At 70.0% G+C, this 14,869-nt stretch carries 14 protein-coding genes; 10 read left to right on the top strand and 4 right to left on the bottom strand.

Going from position 1 to position 14,869, the window contains the following annotated elements; all coding sequences use genetic code 11:
- Positions 1-101: 101 nt before the first annotated feature.
- Complete coding sequence (locus JOF40_RS16430; RefSeq protein WP_129183583.1) at positions 102-755, bottom strand: MBL fold metallo-hydrolase; 654 nt, start codon at positions 753-755, stop codon at positions 102-104.
- 158 nt (positions 756-913) lie between these two features.
- On the opposite strand from JOF40_RS16430, the gene uvrA reads away from it, so the two are divergent.
- The 10 genes from uvrA (at position 914) to JOF40_RS16380 (ending at position 12,416) form a co-directional block, all read left to right on the top strand.
- Positions 914-3,793 (top strand): excinuclease ABC subunit UvrA, encoded by a 2,880-nt coding sequence (uvrA, locus tag JOF40_RS16425; RefSeq protein WP_129183585.1) that lies wholly within the window; start codon positions 914-916, stop codon positions 3,791-3,793.
- 9 nt (positions 3,794-3,802) lie between these two features.
- The gene (uvrC, locus tag JOF40_RS16420; protein ID WP_129183587.1) at positions 3,803-5,755 is read left to right on the top strand and encodes an excinuclease ABC subunit UvrC; all 1,953 of its coding nucleotides are present in this window, start codon (positions 3,803-3,805) and stop codon (positions 5,753-5,755) included.
- 36 nt (positions 5,756-5,791) lie between these two features.
- Positions 5,792-6,616, top strand: coding sequence for an RNase adapter RapZ (gene rapZ, locus JOF40_RS16415; RefSeq protein WP_245343755.1), 825 nt, complete (start codon positions 5,792-5,794; stop codon positions 6,614-6,616).
- On the top strand, positions 6,613-7,593 hold the full coding sequence (locus JOF40_RS16410; RefSeq protein ID WP_129183591.1) for a gluconeogenesis factor YvcK family protein: 981 nt from the start codon (positions 6,613-6,615) through the stop codon (positions 7,591-7,593). The genes rapZ and JOF40_RS16410 overlap by 4 nt, the downstream gene beginning before the upstream one ends.
- A gap of 75 nt (positions 7,594-7,668) precedes the next feature.
- Complete coding sequence (whiA, locus tag JOF40_RS16405; RefSeq protein WP_129183593.1) at positions 7,669-8,652, top strand: DNA-binding protein WhiA; 984 nt, start codon at positions 7,669-7,671, stop codon at positions 8,650-8,652.
- A 107-nt stretch (positions 8,653-8,759) separates the two neighbouring features.
- Positions 8,760-9,764, top strand: coding sequence for a type I glyceraldehyde-3-phosphate dehydrogenase (gap, locus tag JOF40_RS16400; RefSeq protein ID WP_129183595.1), 1,005 nt, complete (start codon positions 8,760-8,762; stop codon positions 9,762-9,764).
- 4 nt (positions 9,765-9,768) lie between these two features.
- Entirely contained in the window at positions 9,769-10,959 is a 1,191-nt protein-coding gene (locus tag JOF40_RS16395; RefSeq protein WP_129183597.1) for a phosphoglycerate kinase, read from the top strand.
- A 3-nt stretch (positions 10,960-10,962) separates the two neighbouring features.
- Positions 10,963-11,760, top strand: coding sequence for a triose-phosphate isomerase (gene tpiA, locus JOF40_RS16390; protein ID WP_129183599.1), 798 nt, complete (start codon positions 10,963-10,965; stop codon positions 11,758-11,760).
- A gap of 66 nt (positions 11,761-11,826) precedes the next feature.
- A complete protein-coding gene (gene secG, locus JOF40_RS16385; RefSeq protein ID WP_129183601.1) occupies positions 11,827-12,063 on the top strand; it encodes a preprotein translocase subunit SecG in 237 nt (78 codons plus the stop codon).
- Positions 12,063-12,416: an RNA polymerase-binding protein RbpA gene (locus tag JOF40_RS16380; protein ID WP_129183603.1), complete on the top strand. Its 354-nt coding sequence runs from the start codon at positions 12,063-12,065 to the stop codon at positions 12,414-12,416. The genes secG and JOF40_RS16380 overlap by 1 nt, the downstream gene beginning before the upstream one ends.
- A 2-nt stretch (positions 12,417-12,418) precedes the next feature.
- Here JOF40_RS16380 and JOF40_RS16375 read toward each other — a convergent pair whose 3' ends face one another.
- The 3 genes from JOF40_RS16375 to JOF40_RS16365 are packed head-to-tail and all read right to left on the bottom strand — an operon-like array spanning position 12,419 to position 14,867.
- Positions 12,419-13,261, bottom strand: a complete 843-nt coding sequence (locus tag JOF40_RS16375; protein WP_129183605.1) for an alpha/beta fold hydrolase — start codon at positions 13,259-13,261, stop codon at positions 12,419-12,421.
- Positions 13,258-13,965 (bottom strand): 6-phosphogluconolactonase, encoded by a 708-nt coding sequence (gene pgl / locus JOF40_RS16370; protein WP_129183607.1) that lies wholly within the window; start codon positions 13,963-13,965, stop codon positions 13,258-13,260. Before pgl ends, JOF40_RS16375 begins: the two co-directional genes overlap by 4 nt.
- Positions 13,962-14,867 (bottom strand): glucose-6-phosphate dehydrogenase assembly protein OpcA, encoded by a 906-nt coding sequence (locus JOF40_RS16365; protein ID WP_129183608.1) that lies wholly within the window; start codon positions 14,865-14,867, stop codon positions 13,962-13,964. Before JOF40_RS16365 ends, pgl begins: the two co-directional genes overlap by 4 nt.
- Positions 14,868-14,869: the final 2 nt, after the last annotated feature.

Here is a 14,869-nt window from a genome sequence, read left to right as displayed (position 1 = left end):
ACGTCCCGAAGTCGTTCAACATGATGGGCCGATCGAAGACCGTCGTGGACCTCAAGCGCAAGGGGTCAGAGTTGGCAAGGGACCAGGGCCTGCTGTTGATCTCACCAGCCGCGCTCGCGCCACTCCGCGAGGTGAGGGCGCTCGACACCCAGTGTTGTATCTTTCCCGTGGCCGGGGTAGACGCGGGTGTCGTCGGGGTAGGCCCCGAAGATCTTGGTCTCGACCTCGTCGACCAGGGTCGTGAAGTCCTCGGGCGACCAGGTCTTGCCGACACCGCCCGGGAACAGCGAGTCGCCGGTGAACAGGTGCACGATGCCGTCGGGGTCGTCGTAGGCCAGCGCGATCGAGCCGGGGGTGTGGCCGGCGATCTCGATGACCTCGAGCTCGCACGAACCGACCCGCACGCGGGCCCCGGTCTGCACGCGGAGGTCGACGGGGACGGGCAGCTCGTCGGCGTCGCGCTCGCCGGCGACGGTCTCGGCACCCGTGCGCTCGACGATCGTGGCGAGCGCCTGCCAGTGGTCGCCGTGGCGGTGGGTCGTGACGACGCGGGCGAGGCCGTCGGTGCCGATCAGCTCGAGCAGTCGCTCGTACTCGTTGGCCGCGTCGATGAGCGCCTGCTCGCCGGTCAGCACGCAGCGCAGCAGGTAGGCGTTGTTGTTCATCTCGCCCACGGCGATCTTGGTGATGAGCAGGTCGCCCGCGGTCTGGACGTCGGCGGGGCCGCCGACCTCGACTTCTCCGGTGTACGTCATGGGGTCAGCCTGCCAGAGCCGGTGGGCCGCCGCCGGCCGCCGCCCGAGGGGTGATGCGGGGCACAGAGCGTGGTCGCCGGAAAGAAACTGTCGGACCCCGTCGTTACCATCGTGGAGGGCAGAGCTCTGCCCCCATCTACTACCTCTCAGGGGAGCCAGTGACCGATCGCCTCGTCATCCGCGGCGCACGCGAGCACAACCTCAAGGACGTCTCGCTCGACCTGCCGCGAGACTCCCTGATCGTCTTCACGGGGCTGTCGGGCTCGGGCAAGTCGTCCCTCGCGTTCGACACGATCTTCGCCGAGGGCCAGCGCCGCTACGTCGAGTCGCTGTCAGCCTACGCGCGCCAGTTCCTCGGCCAGATGGACAAGCCCGACGTCGACTTCATCGAGGGCCTGTCGCCCGCGGTCTCGATCGACCAGAAGTCCACGAGCCGCAACCCGCGCTCGACCGTCGGCACGATCACCGAGGTCTACGACTACCTGCGCCTGCTCTACGCCCGCGCCGGACGCGCGCACTGCCCCACGTGCGGCGAGCCCATCGCGCGCCAGACGCCGCAGCAGATCGTCGACCGCATCATGACCGGCGACGAGGGCACCCGGTTCCAGGTGCTCGCCCCGGTCATCCGCGGCCGCAAGGGCGAGTACCTCGAGCTGTTCCGCCAGCTGCAGACGCAGGGCTTCAGCCGTACGGTCGTCGACGGCGAGGTGCACATGCTGTCCGACGAGCCGCCCAAGCTGGCCAAGCAGAAGAAGCACACGATCGACGTCGTCGTCGACCGCCTGCAGGTCAAGGCCAGCTCGCAGCAGCGCCTCACCGAGTCGATCGAGACCGCGCTCAACCTCGCCGACGGCCTGGTCATCATCGACTACGTCGACCTCGACGAGAAGGACGAGAACCGCACGCGACGATTCTCCGAGAAGCTCGCGTGCCCCAACGACCACCCGCTCGAGGTCGACGAGCTCGAGCCGCGGTCGTTCTCGTTCAACGCCCCGTTCGGCGCGTGCCCCGAGTGCCACGGCCTCGGCACGCGCATGGAGGTCGACGCCGAGCTCGTCGTCCCCGACGACGCCAAGTCGCTCAACGACGGCGCCGTCGTCCCGTGGGCGTCGGCCCACGTGGCCGACTACTACTCGCGCCTGGTCGGGGCACTCGCCGACGAGCTCGGCTTCAGCGCCGACACCCCGTGGGGCGATCTGTCCTCCGAGGTGCAGGACGCGATCCTGCACGGGCACCCCACCCAGGTGCACGTCCGCTACAAGAACCGCTACGGCCGCGTCCGCTCGTACTACACCGAGTTCGAGGGCGCGATCACCTACATCGAGCGGCGTCACGCCGAGACCGAGTCCGAGACCAGCAAGGAGCGGCTCGAGGGCTTCATGCGCGAGGTCCCGTGCCGGGTGTGCAACGGCACGAGGCTGCGACCGGTCATCCTCGCGGTGACCCTCAACTCCGTCGAGCACGGCCCCAAGAACATCGCCGAGGTGTCGGCCATGTCGATCCGCGAGGCCAGCGACTACCTCGCGACGCTCGAGATGAGCGACCGTGAGCGCCAGATCGGCGAGCGGGTGCTCAAGGAGATCAACGAGCGCCTCCGCTTCCTGCTCGACGTCGGCCTGCACTACCTGGCGCTCGACCGCGCCGCCGGCTCCCTGTCGGGCGGCGAGGCCCAGCGCATCCGCCTCGCGACGCAGATCGGCGCGGGTCTGGTCGGCGTCCTCTACGTCCTCGACGAGCCCTCGATCGGCCTGCACCAGCGTGACAACCAGCGGCTCATCGAGACGCTCGTGCGCCTGCGTGACCTCGGCAACACGCTGATCGTCGTCGAGCACGACGAGGACACGATCCGCGCCGCCGACTGGGCCGTCGACATCGGCCCCGGTGCCGGCGAGCACGGCGGACAGGTCATCGTCTCCGGTCCGGTCAAGGAGCTCTACGAGAGCGAGCACTCGCTCACGGGGCAGTACCTGTCGGGCCGCAAGTCGATCCCCGTCCCCGACAAGCGCCGCAAGAAGGTCAAGGGCCGCGAGCTCAAGGTGCTCGGAGCCAAGGAGAACAACCTCCAGAACATCGACGTCGGCTTCCCGCTCGGCATGTTCGTCGCCGTCACGGGCGTGTCCGGATCGGGCAAGTCGAGCCTGGTCAACGACATCCTCTACACGCAGCTGGCCCGGTCGATCTACGGTGCGCGCACGATCCCCGGACGTCACCGCACCATCACGGGCCTCGACGAGGTCGACAAGGTCATCCACGTCGACCAGTCGCCGATCGGGCGCACACCGCGCTCCAACCCGGCGACCTACACCGGCGTCTTCGACCACGTCCGCAAGCTGTTCGCGCAGACGCCCGAGGCCAAGATGCGGGGCTACCTGCAAGGACGCTTCTCGTTCAACGTCAAGGGCGGACGCTGCGAGGCGTGCTCCGGCGACGGCACGATCAAGATCGAGATGAACTTCTTGCCCGACGTCTACGTGCCGTGCGAGGTCTGCCACGGCGCGCGCTACAACCGCGAGACGCTCGAGGTGCACTACAAGGGCAAGTCGATCGCCGACGTCCTCGACATGCCGATCGAGGAGGCCGTCGAGTTCTTCGAGGCCATCCCGGTCATCGCGCGTCACCTGCGGACGCTCGTCGAGGTGGGTCTCGGCTACGTCCGCCTGGGGCAGCCCGCCACGACCCTGTCGGGTGGTGAGTCGCAGCGCGTCAAGCTCTCGGCCGAGCTGCAGAAGCGGTCGACCGGACGCACGGTCTACGTGCTCGACGAGCCCACGACGGGCCTGCACTTCGAGGACATCCGCAAGCTGCTGCTCGTGCTGCAGCGCATCGTCGACACCGGCAACTCGGTCATCGTCATCGAGCACAACCTCGACGTCATCAAGACCGCCGACTGGGTCATCGACATGGGTCCCGAGGGCGGCAGCGGCGGCGGCACGCTGGTGGCCGAGGGCACCCCTGAGCAGGTCGCCGAGGTCGAGGCGAGCTACACCGGATCGTTCCTCAAGCCCATGTTGGCGGCCTCCGCTCTCGCGGGCTCGTAGGCTGCTTCGGTGGCAGATCCAGCGACCTACCGACCGGCACCGGGGGAGATCCCGACCGATCCCGGCGTCTACCGGTTCCGCGACGCCGAGCGGCGCGTCGTCTACGTCGGCAAGGCCAAGTCGCTGCGGCCGCGCCTGAGCTCGTACTTCCAGGACATCTCCAATCTGCACCCCCGCACGCAGCAGATGGTGACGACCGCCAGCTCGGTCGAGTGGACGGTCGTCGGCACCGAGGTCGAGGCCCTGGCGCTCGAGTACTCCTGGATCAAGGAGTTCGACCCGAGGTTCAACGTCAAGTACCGCGACGACAAGTCGTACCCGTGGCTCGCGGTCACGGTCGGCGAGGAGTTCCCCCGGGTCACCGTGATGCGCGGGGCGCAGCGCAAGGGCGTCCGCTACTTCGGCCCCTACGGCCACGCGTGGGCCATCCGCGACACCGTCGACACCCTGCTGCGGGTCTTTCCGATGCGCTCGTGCTCGGCCGGCGTGTTCCGTCGCTCCGCGGCGATCGGACGTCCGTGCCTGCTCGGCGACATCGGGAAGTGCGCGGCACCGTGCGTCGGCCGGGTCAGCCCCGACCAGCACCGCGCGATCGTCAACGACTTCCTGGCGTTCATGGGTGGCCAGACGGCCGGGTTCACCAAGCGCATCGAGGCCAAGATGCTCGAGGCGTCGGAGCGCGAGGAGTACGAGCTCGCTGCCAAGCTGCGCGACGACCTCGGTGCCCTGCAGCGGGTGCTCGAGAAGCAGACCGTCGTGCTGGGCGACGGCACCGACGCCGATGTGCTGGGCTTCGTCGACGACCCCCTCGAGATCGCCGTGCAGATCTTCTCGGTGCGCGGCGGACGCATCCGAGGTCAACGCGGCTGGGTCGCCGAGAAGGCCGACGAGGCCGAGTTCCCCGAGCTCGTGCAGCGAGCGCTCATGACCCTCTACCAGGACGCCAATGCCTCGGCCGTCCCGCGCGAGGTGCTCGTGCCCACGATGCCCGCCGACGCCGCGACCGTCACCGAGCTGCTCAGCGAGCGCCGCGGGGGTCCGGTCACGATCCGCGTCCCGCAGCGCGGCGACAAGCGGGCGCTGATGCAGACCGTCGAGCAGAACGCCAAGCAGTCGCTGATGCGTCACAAGATGAAGCGCAGCTCCGACCTCACGGCCCGCAGCCTCGCGCTCGAGGAGATCCAGGCGGCTCTCGATCTCGAGACGGCCCCGCTGCGCATCGAGTGCTATGACATCTCCAACCTGGGTGCCACCGAGACCGTCGCGTCGATGGTCGTGTTCGAGGACGGCTTGCCCCGCAAGTCCGAGTACCGCCGGTTCACGATCCGCAACGAGGGGCAGAGCGACGTCGCCGCGATGCACGAGGTCATCACCCGGCGGTTCACGGCCCTGCTGAAGTCCCGCGAAGAGCTCGGCGACGGCTCGGGCGACGACGGACGGGGCATCGACCCCGAGACCGGCAAGCCCAAGCGCTTCGCCTACACGCCGGCGCTCGTCGTGGTCGACGGTGGACCGCCGCAGGTCGCCGCCGCCCACGCCGCGATGCAGGCCCTCGGCATCGCCGACGTCGCCCTCGTGGGCCTGGCCAAGCGCCTCGAGGAGGTCTGGCTGCCCGATGACGACGACCCCGTCATCCTGCCGCGCACCAGCGAGGGCCTCTACCTGCTGCAGCGGCTGCGCGACGAGGCGCACCGCTTCGCGATCGGCCACCACCGCGGACGTCGCAGCAAGACCATGATCGAGAGCGTGCTCGACCCCGTCGCGGGCCTCGGCCCCACCCGGCGCAAGGCGCTGCTCAAGACCTTCGGATCGGTCAAGAAGCTGCGGGCCGCGACAGCCGAGGAGATTGCCACCGTGCCCGGCATCGGCGCGGCTACGGCACAATCCATCGTGCAGGCGCTCGCCGCCGGTGAGGCCGCACCCGCGGTCAACACCGCGACCGGCGAGATCATGGAGGACTAAGTGACCCAGCTCAGCCAGTTCGTGCTCGTGACGGGCATGACGGGTGCCGGCCGCGGCTCGGCCGCGAAGGTGCTCGAGAAGCTCGGCTACTACGTCATCGACAACATCCCGCCCGAGCTGATCGTCGGCGCCGTCGAGACCGTCGGGGCATCCGACGACATCGACAAGCTCGCGATCGTCGTCGACGCCAGGTCGCGCGAGTTCTTCGGCGGCCTGGTCGAGGCGCTGGAGTCGCTGCGAGACCTCGGCGTCACGTCGCGCATCCTCTACCTCGAGGCGTCCGACGAGGTGCTGGTGCGTCGCCAGGAGGCCGCCCGTCGTCCGCACCCGCTCAGCCACGAGGGACGCCTGATGGACGGCTTCGTGCGCGAGCGCCAGCTGCTGCGGCGCATCCGGGGCCGGGCCGACATCGTCGTCGACACCACCAACCTCAACGTCCACCAGCTCGGCCAGCGGGTGCACGCGGCGTTCGAGGACGCCGACTCCGGCCTGCGGGCGTCCGTCATGTCGTTCGGCTTCAAGTACGGCATCCCGATCGACGCCGACATGGTGGCCGACCTGCGGTTCCTGCCCAACCCGTTCTGGGTCGACGGCCTGCGCCCGCTCAGCGGCCTCGACCAGCCGGTCAGCGACTACGTGCTCGGGCAGCCGCGCGCCGAGGAGTTCCTCGAGCAGTACGAGAAGCTCGTGGCCCTGCTGACAGGTGGCTACCTCAACGAGGACAAGCACTTCCTGACGATCGCGATCGGCTGCACCGGCGGTCGCCACCGCAGCGTCGCGATGTCGGAGGCCTTCGCCGAACGCCTGCGCGCCAGGGGGGTCCGCACCCTCGTGGTCCACCGAGACCTGGGGCGGGAGTGATCACGCGTCCGACCCGGCCCGAGCGGCCCGAGCGGTTCGACGGAGACCTGAAGGTCGTCTCGCTCGGCGGCGGGCACGGTCTCGCGGCGAGCCTGTCGGCGTTGCGCCGGCTCACCACCGAGCTCACGGGAGTCGTGACGGTCGCCGACAACGGCGGGTCGTCCGGACGGCTGCGTCAGGAGCTGGGCGGGTTGCCGCCGGGCGACCTGCGCATGGCGCTGGCCGCGCTGTGCGGAGACGACGAGTGGGGACGCACATGGGCGAGCATCCTGCAGCACCGGTTCTCCAGCGGCGGCCCCCTCGACGGGCACGCCGTCGGCAACCTGCTGATCGCGGCGATCTGGGATCAGTTCGGCGACGAGGTCGCCGGCCTCGACCTGGTGGGTGACCTGCTGGGCGCCCAGGGCAGGGTCCTGCCGATGGCGGCCGTCCCGCTCGACATCGAGGCAGACGTGCACCTGCGCTCGGCGCCCGACCGCCTGACGGTCGTCCGCGGGCAGGTCGAGGTCGCCTCGACCGACGGGCAGGTCATCAGCGTGCGCCTCGACCCCAGCGACCCGCCGGCGTGCCCCGAGGCCGTCCGGGCCGTCGAGGACGCCGACTGGGTCGTGGTTGGGCCCGGGTCGTGGTTCACGAGCGTCATGCCGACGCTGCTCGTGCCGGGGCTGCGCGACGTCCTGATCTCGACGCCGGCCAAGCGTGCGCTGGTGCTCAACCTGGCCGAGCAGACCGGCGAGACCGAGGGACTCAGCCCCACCGACCACCTCGAGGTGCTGGCCGCCCACGCGCCCGAGCTGCGCCTCGACGCGGTCATCGCCGACACGAGCCTCGTCGACGCCCGCGGCACCCTCGAGTCGACCGCGCAGAGCCTGGGTGCGCGGCTCTACGTGTCCGACCTGTCGCAGGGGCCCGCGTCCGACCAGCACGACCCCGCGCGTCTCGCGGCCGCGTTCGGCCACGTCATGAGACAGGCGTAGTGTGTCCACGTTCTGTTCGGTGTCGTCGCTCCGCGACACGCCGGCGCGACGACGACTCGGTAGGGGATCTTCTGCATGGCGATGACGGCCCAGGTCAAGGCAGAGCTGTCCAGCACCACCATCACGAAGTCGTGCTGCCGCAAGGCCGAGGTGTCGTCGATCCTGCGCTTCTCCGGGGGCCTGCACATCGTGTCCGGACGCATCGTCGTCGAGGCCGAGCTCGACACCGGGGCCGCCGCCCGTCGCCTCCGCAAGGACATCGCCGAGATCTACGGCCACGACAGCGAGATCGTCGTGATGCAGAACGCCGGCATCCGCAAGGACACCCACTACGTCGTCCGCGTCTCCAAGGACGGTGAGGCGCTGGCTCGCCAGACCGGCCTGATCGACGGCAGCGGTCGCCCCATCCGGGGGCTTCCGCCGCAGGTCGTGTCGGGCTCGTCGTGCGATGCCGTCGCCGCCTGGCGCGGGTCGTTCCTGGCGCACGGCTCGCTCACCGAGCCCGGACGCTCGTCGGCCCTCGAGGTCAGCTGCCCGAGCCCCGAGGCCGCGCTGGCCCTGGTCGGCGCGGCTCGCCGGGTCGGCATCAGCGCCAAGGCCCGCGAGGTGCGTGGCATCGACCGCGTCGTCATCCGCGACGGCGAGGCCATCGGCGCGCTCCTGACCCGTCTCGGCGCACACGAGTCGCTGCTCGCGTGGGAGGAGCGCCGCATGCGCCGCGAGGTGCGGGCGACAGCCAACCGCCTGGCCAACTTCGACGACGCCAACCTGCGCCGCTCGGCCCGTGCCGCCGTCGCAGCCGGGGCCCGCGCGCAGCGAGCGCTCGAGATCCTCGGCGACGAGGTGCCCGACCACCTCAAGATGGCCGGCACGCTGCGCGTCGAGCACCGCCAGGCCAGCCTCGAGGAGCTCGGCCAGCTGCACGAGCCCGCCCTCACCAAGGACGCCATCGCGGGCCGCATCCGGCGCCTGCTGGCCATGGCCGACAAGCGCGCCGAGGACCTCGGCATCCCCGACACCGAGTCCAGCCTCGGTGACGACGCCCTCGTCGACGACTGATCCTTCGAGCCGTCACCGTCCGGTGGGCGAGGTGACTCGCCGGTACGTGTTCGACCTCGGTAGGGTGGGGCCGTTACCCACCCGATCCCGCAGGAGTGTTGTTAGCCGTGACCGTACGCGTAGGCATCAATGGATTTGGCCGCATCGGCCGCAACTTCTTCCGCGCGGCGCGTGCCGCCGGCGCTGACATCGAGATCGTCGCCGTCAACGACCTGACCGACAACAAGACGCTCGCCCACCTGCTCAAGTACGACTCGATCCTGGGCCGCCTCGACGCCGACGTCACGTACGACGACGCCAACATCTACGTCGGCGACCAGAAGATCGCCGCCTTCGCCGAGCGCGACCCCGCCAAGCTCGACTGGGCCAGCGTCGGTGTCGACATCGTCATCGAGTCGACCGGCTTCTTCACCGACGCGACCAAGGCCAAGGCCCACGTCGACGGCGGTGCCAAGAAGGTCATCATCTCCGCGCCCGCCAAGAACGAGGACATCACGGTCGTGATGGGCGTCAACCACGAGCTCTACGACCCGGCCGCGCACACCGTCATCTCCAACGCGTCGTGCACGACCAACTGCCTCGCACCGATGGCCAAGGCGCTCAACGACGGCCTCGGCATCGAGAAGGGCCTGATGACGACGATCCACGCGTACACGCAGGACCAGAACCTGCAGGACGCGCCGCACAGCGACCTGCGTCGCGCCCGCGCCGCCAACCTGAGCATCATCCCCACGTCGACGGGTGCCGCCAAGGCCGTCAGCCTCGTGCTGCCCGAGCTCAAGGGCAAGCTCGATGGCTACGCGCTGCGCGTGCCCGTGCCGACCGGCTCGGCCACCGACCTGACGTTCACCGCCTCGCGCGAGACCACGGTCGAGGAGGTCAACGCAATCGTCAAGGCCGCCGCCGAGGGTGCCATGAAGGGCTTCCTGGTCTACACCGAGGACGAGATCGTCTCGGCCGACATCGTCACCGACCCGTCGTCGTGCATCTTCGACTCGGGCCTGACCAAGGTCATCGGCGACCAGGTCAAGGTCGTCGGCTGGTACGACAACGAGTGGGGCTACTCCAACCGCCTCGCCGACCTCGTCGTCCACGTCGGCTCGACGCTCTAAGCGCGTGCTCACGGTCTCGGACCTCGGCGACCTGCGCGGCAAGCGCGTCCTCGTCCGCAGCGATCTCAACGTGCCGCTCGACGGCAAGACGATCGCGGACGACGGACGCGTACGCGCCAGCGTGCCGACCATCAAGCGGCTCGCCGACGCGGGTGCCCGTGTGCTCGTGACGGCGCACCTCGGCCGTCCCGATGGCGTCCCCAACCCCGACTACTCGCTCGAGCCGGTCGCCGAGCGGCTCGCCGAGCTGCTCGGCACGCCCGTGCTGTTCGCGGGCGACACGGTCGGCCCGCAGGCGCACCGCATCAGCGCTGCCCTGCAGGACGGTCAGGTCGCGGTGCTCGAGAACGTCCGGTTCAACGAGGGCGAGACCAGCAAGGACGACGCCGTGCGCGGCGCGTTCGCCGACGAGCTCGCGGCCCTGGCCGATGTGTTCGTCTCGGACGGGTTCGGCGTCGTGCACCGCAAGCAGGCCAGCGTCTACGACGTCGCGACCCGGTTGCCAGCCGCGGTCGGCGAGCTGGTCGAGGCCGAGGTCACGGTGCTCAAGCGCCTGACCGAGAGCCCCGAGCGCCCGTACACCGTCGTGCTGGGCGGATCGAAGGTCTCCGACAAGCTGGGTGTCATCGACAACCTGCTGGCCAAGGCCGACAACCTGCTGATCGGCGGCGGGATGGTCTTCACGTTCCTCAAGGCCCAGGGCCACGAGGTCGGCAAGTCGCTGCTCGAGGACGATCAGCTCGACATCGCCCGCGGCTACATCCAGCAGGCTGAGGCACAGGGCGTCCGCCTCGTGCTGCCGACCGACATCGTCGTGGCACCGGCGTTCGCCGACGCCGATGCGCAGGTCGTCGCGGCCGACGCGATCCCGTCCGACCAGCTCGGGCTCGACATCGGCTCCGACTCGGCGGCGGCGTTCGCCGAGATCATCCGCGGCTCCAAGACGGTGTTCTGGAACGGCCCCATGGGCGTGTTCGAGATGGCGAGCTTCGCCGAGGGCACCCGGTCGGTCGCGCAGGCGCTCACCGAGGTCGACGGCCTCTCGGTCGTCGGCGGGGGAGACTCCGCCGCGGCCGTCCGCCAGCTCGGCTTCTCCGACGACCAGTTCGGCCACATCTCGACCGGCGGCGGCGCGTCGCTGGAGTACCTCGAGGGCAAGACGCTCCCGGGTCTGTCCATCCTGGAAGGCAACTGACCCATGTCCCGCAAGCCACTGATGGCCGGCAACTGGAAGTCCAACCTCAACCACCAGGAGGCAGTCGTCCTGGTGCAGAAGCTCGCCTGGACGCTGCAGGACAAGAAGCACGACTTCGACAAGGCCGAGGTCGTGGTCATCCCGCCGTTCACCGACATCCGCAGCGTGCAGACGCTGGTCGACGGCGACCACCTGGCCATCGGCTACGGCGCGCAGGACGTGTCGGAGCACGACGGCGGTGCCTTCACGGGCGAGATCTCGGCGGCCATGCTGGCCAAGCTGGGCTGCTCGTACGTCGTCGTCGGCCACTCCGAGCGTCGCGAGCACCACGGTGAGAGCGATGCGGTGGTCAACGTCAAAGCCACCAAGGCACTCGCCGCGGGCATCAGCCCCATCGTGTGCGTGGGCGAGGGCCTCGAGGTACGGCAGGCGGGCGAGCACGTGGCTCACACGCTGGCCCAGGTCGACGGCTCACTTGCGGGCCTGACGTCCGAGCAGCTCGCCGACGTCGTCATCGCGTACGAGCCCGTCTGGGCCATCGGCACCGGCGAGGTCGCGACTCCCGAGGACGCCCAGGAGGTCTGCGCCGCGATCCGCGAGCGGGTCGGGCAGACCTGGTCGCCCGAGGCCGCGGCGGCATTGCGTATCCTTTACGGCGGATCGGTCAAAGCGGCGAACATCGCCGCCATCATGGCGAAGTCGGACGTCGACGGCGCCCTGGTCGGCGGAGCAAGCCTCCAACCGGAGGAGTTCGCCGGCATCGCCCGGTTCTACGCCATGCCAGACCTGTCCGGCAGCTGACATCCACCCGGTGACGGTCGTCGCTCGGCACACCTGCCCCGCACCGACCACGAACGAAGGCCCGTAGTGATTCTGACTTTCTCCATCATCCTCACGATCAGCAGCGTGCTGATGATCGTGCTGGTCCTCATGCACAAGGGACGCGGGGGCGGTCTCTCGGACATGTTCGGTGGTGGCGTGTCCAGCTCGCTCGGCGGTTCCTCCGTCGCAGAGCGCAACCTCGACCGGATCACGGTCGGTATCGCAGTCGTCTGGGTCGTGTGCATCATCGCACTCGGCCTGCTCCTGAAGGTGAGTAACTAGTGGCAGCAGGTGCTATCCGGGGCAGCCGTATCGGCTCCGGTCCCATGGGTGAGGCAGAACGCGGCGAGGCGGCCCCCCGCCAGTTCGTCACGTTCTTCTGCATCAACAACCACACGACCGAGCTGCAGTTCGCGATCGAGGCCGAGGTGCCGGAGTCGTGGGACTGCCCGCGGTGCGGCATGCCGGCGAGCGTCGACTCCGACAACCGTCCGACGGCCAAGAAGATCGAGCCGTACAAGACGCATCTCGCCTACGTCAAGGAGCGTCGCTCCGAGACCGAGGCCGACGAGATCCTCAAGGAAGCCGTCGAGGGCCTGCGCGCCAAGCGCAAGTCCGGCGAAGTCATCTTCTGACGTCAGGGCAGGGTGTCGTCGAGGAAGTCGACGACCTGGCTGACGAACACGTCGTTGTCGTCACCGGCGACCATGTGGCCGGCCCGTGCCTCACGCACCACGGCGTGGGGGATGAGCCGCTGCAGATGTTCTGCGCCCTCGGGTGACACGACGTCGGAGTCCTTGCCGCGCACGAGCATCGTCGGGACGGTGACCCCCTGGGCCGCGTCGTCCAGCCGGGCTTCGTGGGCCTCGCGCCGCGGCTCGTCCGGCACCCGCAGGAAGGCGGGGTCCCAGTGCCACCGCCACCGACCGTCCGCGCCCTGCCGCACGTTCTTGCGCAGACCGTCGAGGCTCTTGGGGCGTTCGCGGTGCGGGTTGTAGGCAGAGATGGCGTCGGCGACGTCCTCGAGGGATGCGAATCCGTCGGGCGCCGACCGCATGAACTCGAAGATGCGGGCCACCCCGGCCGGCTCGGCGCGCGTCGCGATGTCGACCAGCACGAGCGCACGTGCCAGGGGAGCGTGCTCACCCTCGGCGACGAGCGCCGTCATGCCGCCCATCGACGCACCGACCAGCACGGGTGACTCACCGAGCTGGTCGACGACCCCGACGAGGTCGTCGACGAGCGCGCTCATGCCGTAGTCGCCGGCGGGGTCCCACTGGCTGTCACCGTGGCCACGAGCGTCGAGCGCGATCGTCGTCCATCCGCCGTCGGAGAAGCGCACCCCGCTGCGGCTCCACGAGTGGCGGGTCTGTGCGCCGCCGTGCAGGAGCAGCAGCGTGCCTCGCGAGCTGGACGTGTGCCATCGCTCACCGGCGATCGTGCCGGCTCGCCCGGCGAACGTGACGAGCTCGGAGGTCACACGGACAGGCCGGAGGCCGCTGCCGCGTCGATCAGCCACACCGTCTCGGCAGTGCCGTGCGCGCCGGAGGCCGGCGTGTCGTCGACGGTTCCGTCGCCGAGCGCACGCGCCACGGCGTCGGCCTTGCCCTCGCCGGCGACGACGAGCCACACGCTGCGGGCGTTGTTGAGCACGGGCAGCGTCAGGGAGAGGCGCTGCGGCGGCGGCTTGGGGGAGTCGGTGACATCGACGACGCGGCGCTCGGTCTCGTGCAGCTGGGGGAACCCCGGGAACAGCGAGGCGATGTGGCCGTCGGGGCCCATCCCGTGCAGGACCAGGTCGAACGGGGCCTCGGGCAGGACCTCCGCGTGGGCGTCAGCAGCCGCACCGATGCTCGGGAACCCCTCGTCGGACGCCGGCATGGCGTGCTGGCGGTGCGCCGGGACGCCGAGCCGGGTCAAGAAGGCGTCGCGGGCCTGCTGGTCGTTGCGGTCGGCGTGCCCGGCGGGCACGAAGCGCTCGTCGCCCCAGTAGAAGTCGACATCGGTCCAGTCGACCGTGTCACCTTCTACGTGACGGTAGGCCGCGATGGCGATCGTGCCGCCGGTCAGCACGACCGACGGTGTGCGGCCGGCACGCTGCACGTCGGCCAGGAGGTCGACCATCCGCTGCGCGATCACCGCGGCGAGGGTCTCGGCGTCGGGCGAGGTCAGGACGGTGCTCATGAGGTGCCCTTCAGCATGTGCGCGATGGTCTCCGCGTAGATGTCGTCGGCGTCGAGCCGGCGCAGGTCCTCGGCCAGCAGCTCGGCCAGCGTCCGCGCACCCAGCGGCACCTCGCGCGGCGAGGAGCCCGGCACGCTGAAGTGGCACGACGTCGCGTCGATGCGCTCGATCACCACATCGCCCGCCGACGTGTTGAGCACGACCGAGGCGATCTGCTCGGAGTCGCTGCGGCGCGTCGTGACGTCGATGCCGAGACGGCTCTCGAGCCACGCGACCAGCAGGGTCGCGGCGGGATTGCCCGATCCCGCGACCACCGTGCCACCGGTGACGGTGCCCGGCGACTGGTCGAGCGCGGCGGCGAGCAGCGCCCGCCAGGGCGTGAGACGGGTCCACGACAGGTCGGTGTCGCCGGGGGAGTACGACCGGGCGACGGCCTTGAGCGAGCGCACGGGCGATGACGTCGCCTCGGCATCGGTGAGTCGGCGCCGGGCGAGCTGGCCGATCGCGTCCTCGGACGGATCGGCGGGCGGCTTGCCCGGCCACCAGACGACGACGGGGGAGTCGGGCAGCAGCAGTGGCAGGACGACCGACTCGGCGTGGCGGGTCAGCTCGCCGGAGATGCGCAGCAGGATCGACTCGCCCGACGAGTTCTCGCCGACCCTCACCTTGGCGTTGAGCTGGGCAGCGCCGCGTCCGTCGCCGAGGATGACGCCGATGACGCGCGAGGGGTGCTCGCGCGACAGGGTCGTGGCGGTGCGCAGGGCCTCGCTGACGTTCTCGTCGTCGGTGACCACCAGCAGCGTCAGAACCATGTCCATCGCCGGGCTGCCGGCCGCGGAGCGTGCCTTGACCAGGGCCCGCGCGATGCGGGCCGAGTTGGTCTTCTCGAGTGCGATCTCCATGG

Source organism: Aeromicrobium fastidiosum (assembly GCF_017876595.1).
GTDB lineage: Bacteria > Actinomycetota > Actinomycetes > Propionibacteriales > Nocardioidaceae > Aeromicrobium > Aeromicrobium fastidiosum.
The sequence above is the reverse complement of the archived record's forward strand: the minus strand, read 5'-3'. Positions and strand labels throughout refer to the sequence as shown.

What these genes read in the sequence shown, in the direction of transcription:
- JOF40_RS16430 (WP_129183583.1), bottom strand. Translation starts at nt 755, where the DNA reads ATGACGTACACCGGAGAAGTCGAGGTCGGCGGCCCCGCCGACGTCCAG.
- rapZ (WP_245343755.1), top strand. Translation starts at nt 5,792, where the DNA reads ATGACGGGTGCCGGCCGCGGCTCGGCCGCGAAGGTGCTCGAGAAGCTC.
- whiA (WP_129183593.1), top strand. Translation starts at nt 7,669, where the DNA reads ATGGCGATGACGGCCCAGGTCAAGGCAGAGCTGTCCAGCACCACCATC.
- tpiA (WP_129183599.1), top strand. Translation starts at nt 10,963, where the DNA reads ATGTCCCGCAAGCCACTGATGGCCGGCAACTGGAAGTCCAACCTCAAC.
- pgl (WP_129183607.1), bottom strand. Translation starts at nt 13,965, where the DNA reads ATGAGCACCGTCCTGACCTCGCCCGACGCCGAGACCCTCGCCGCGGTG.
- JOF40_RS16365 (WP_129183608.1), bottom strand. Translation starts at nt 14,867, where the DNA reads ATGGAGATCGCACTCGAGAAGACCAACTCGGCCCGCATCGCGCGGGCC.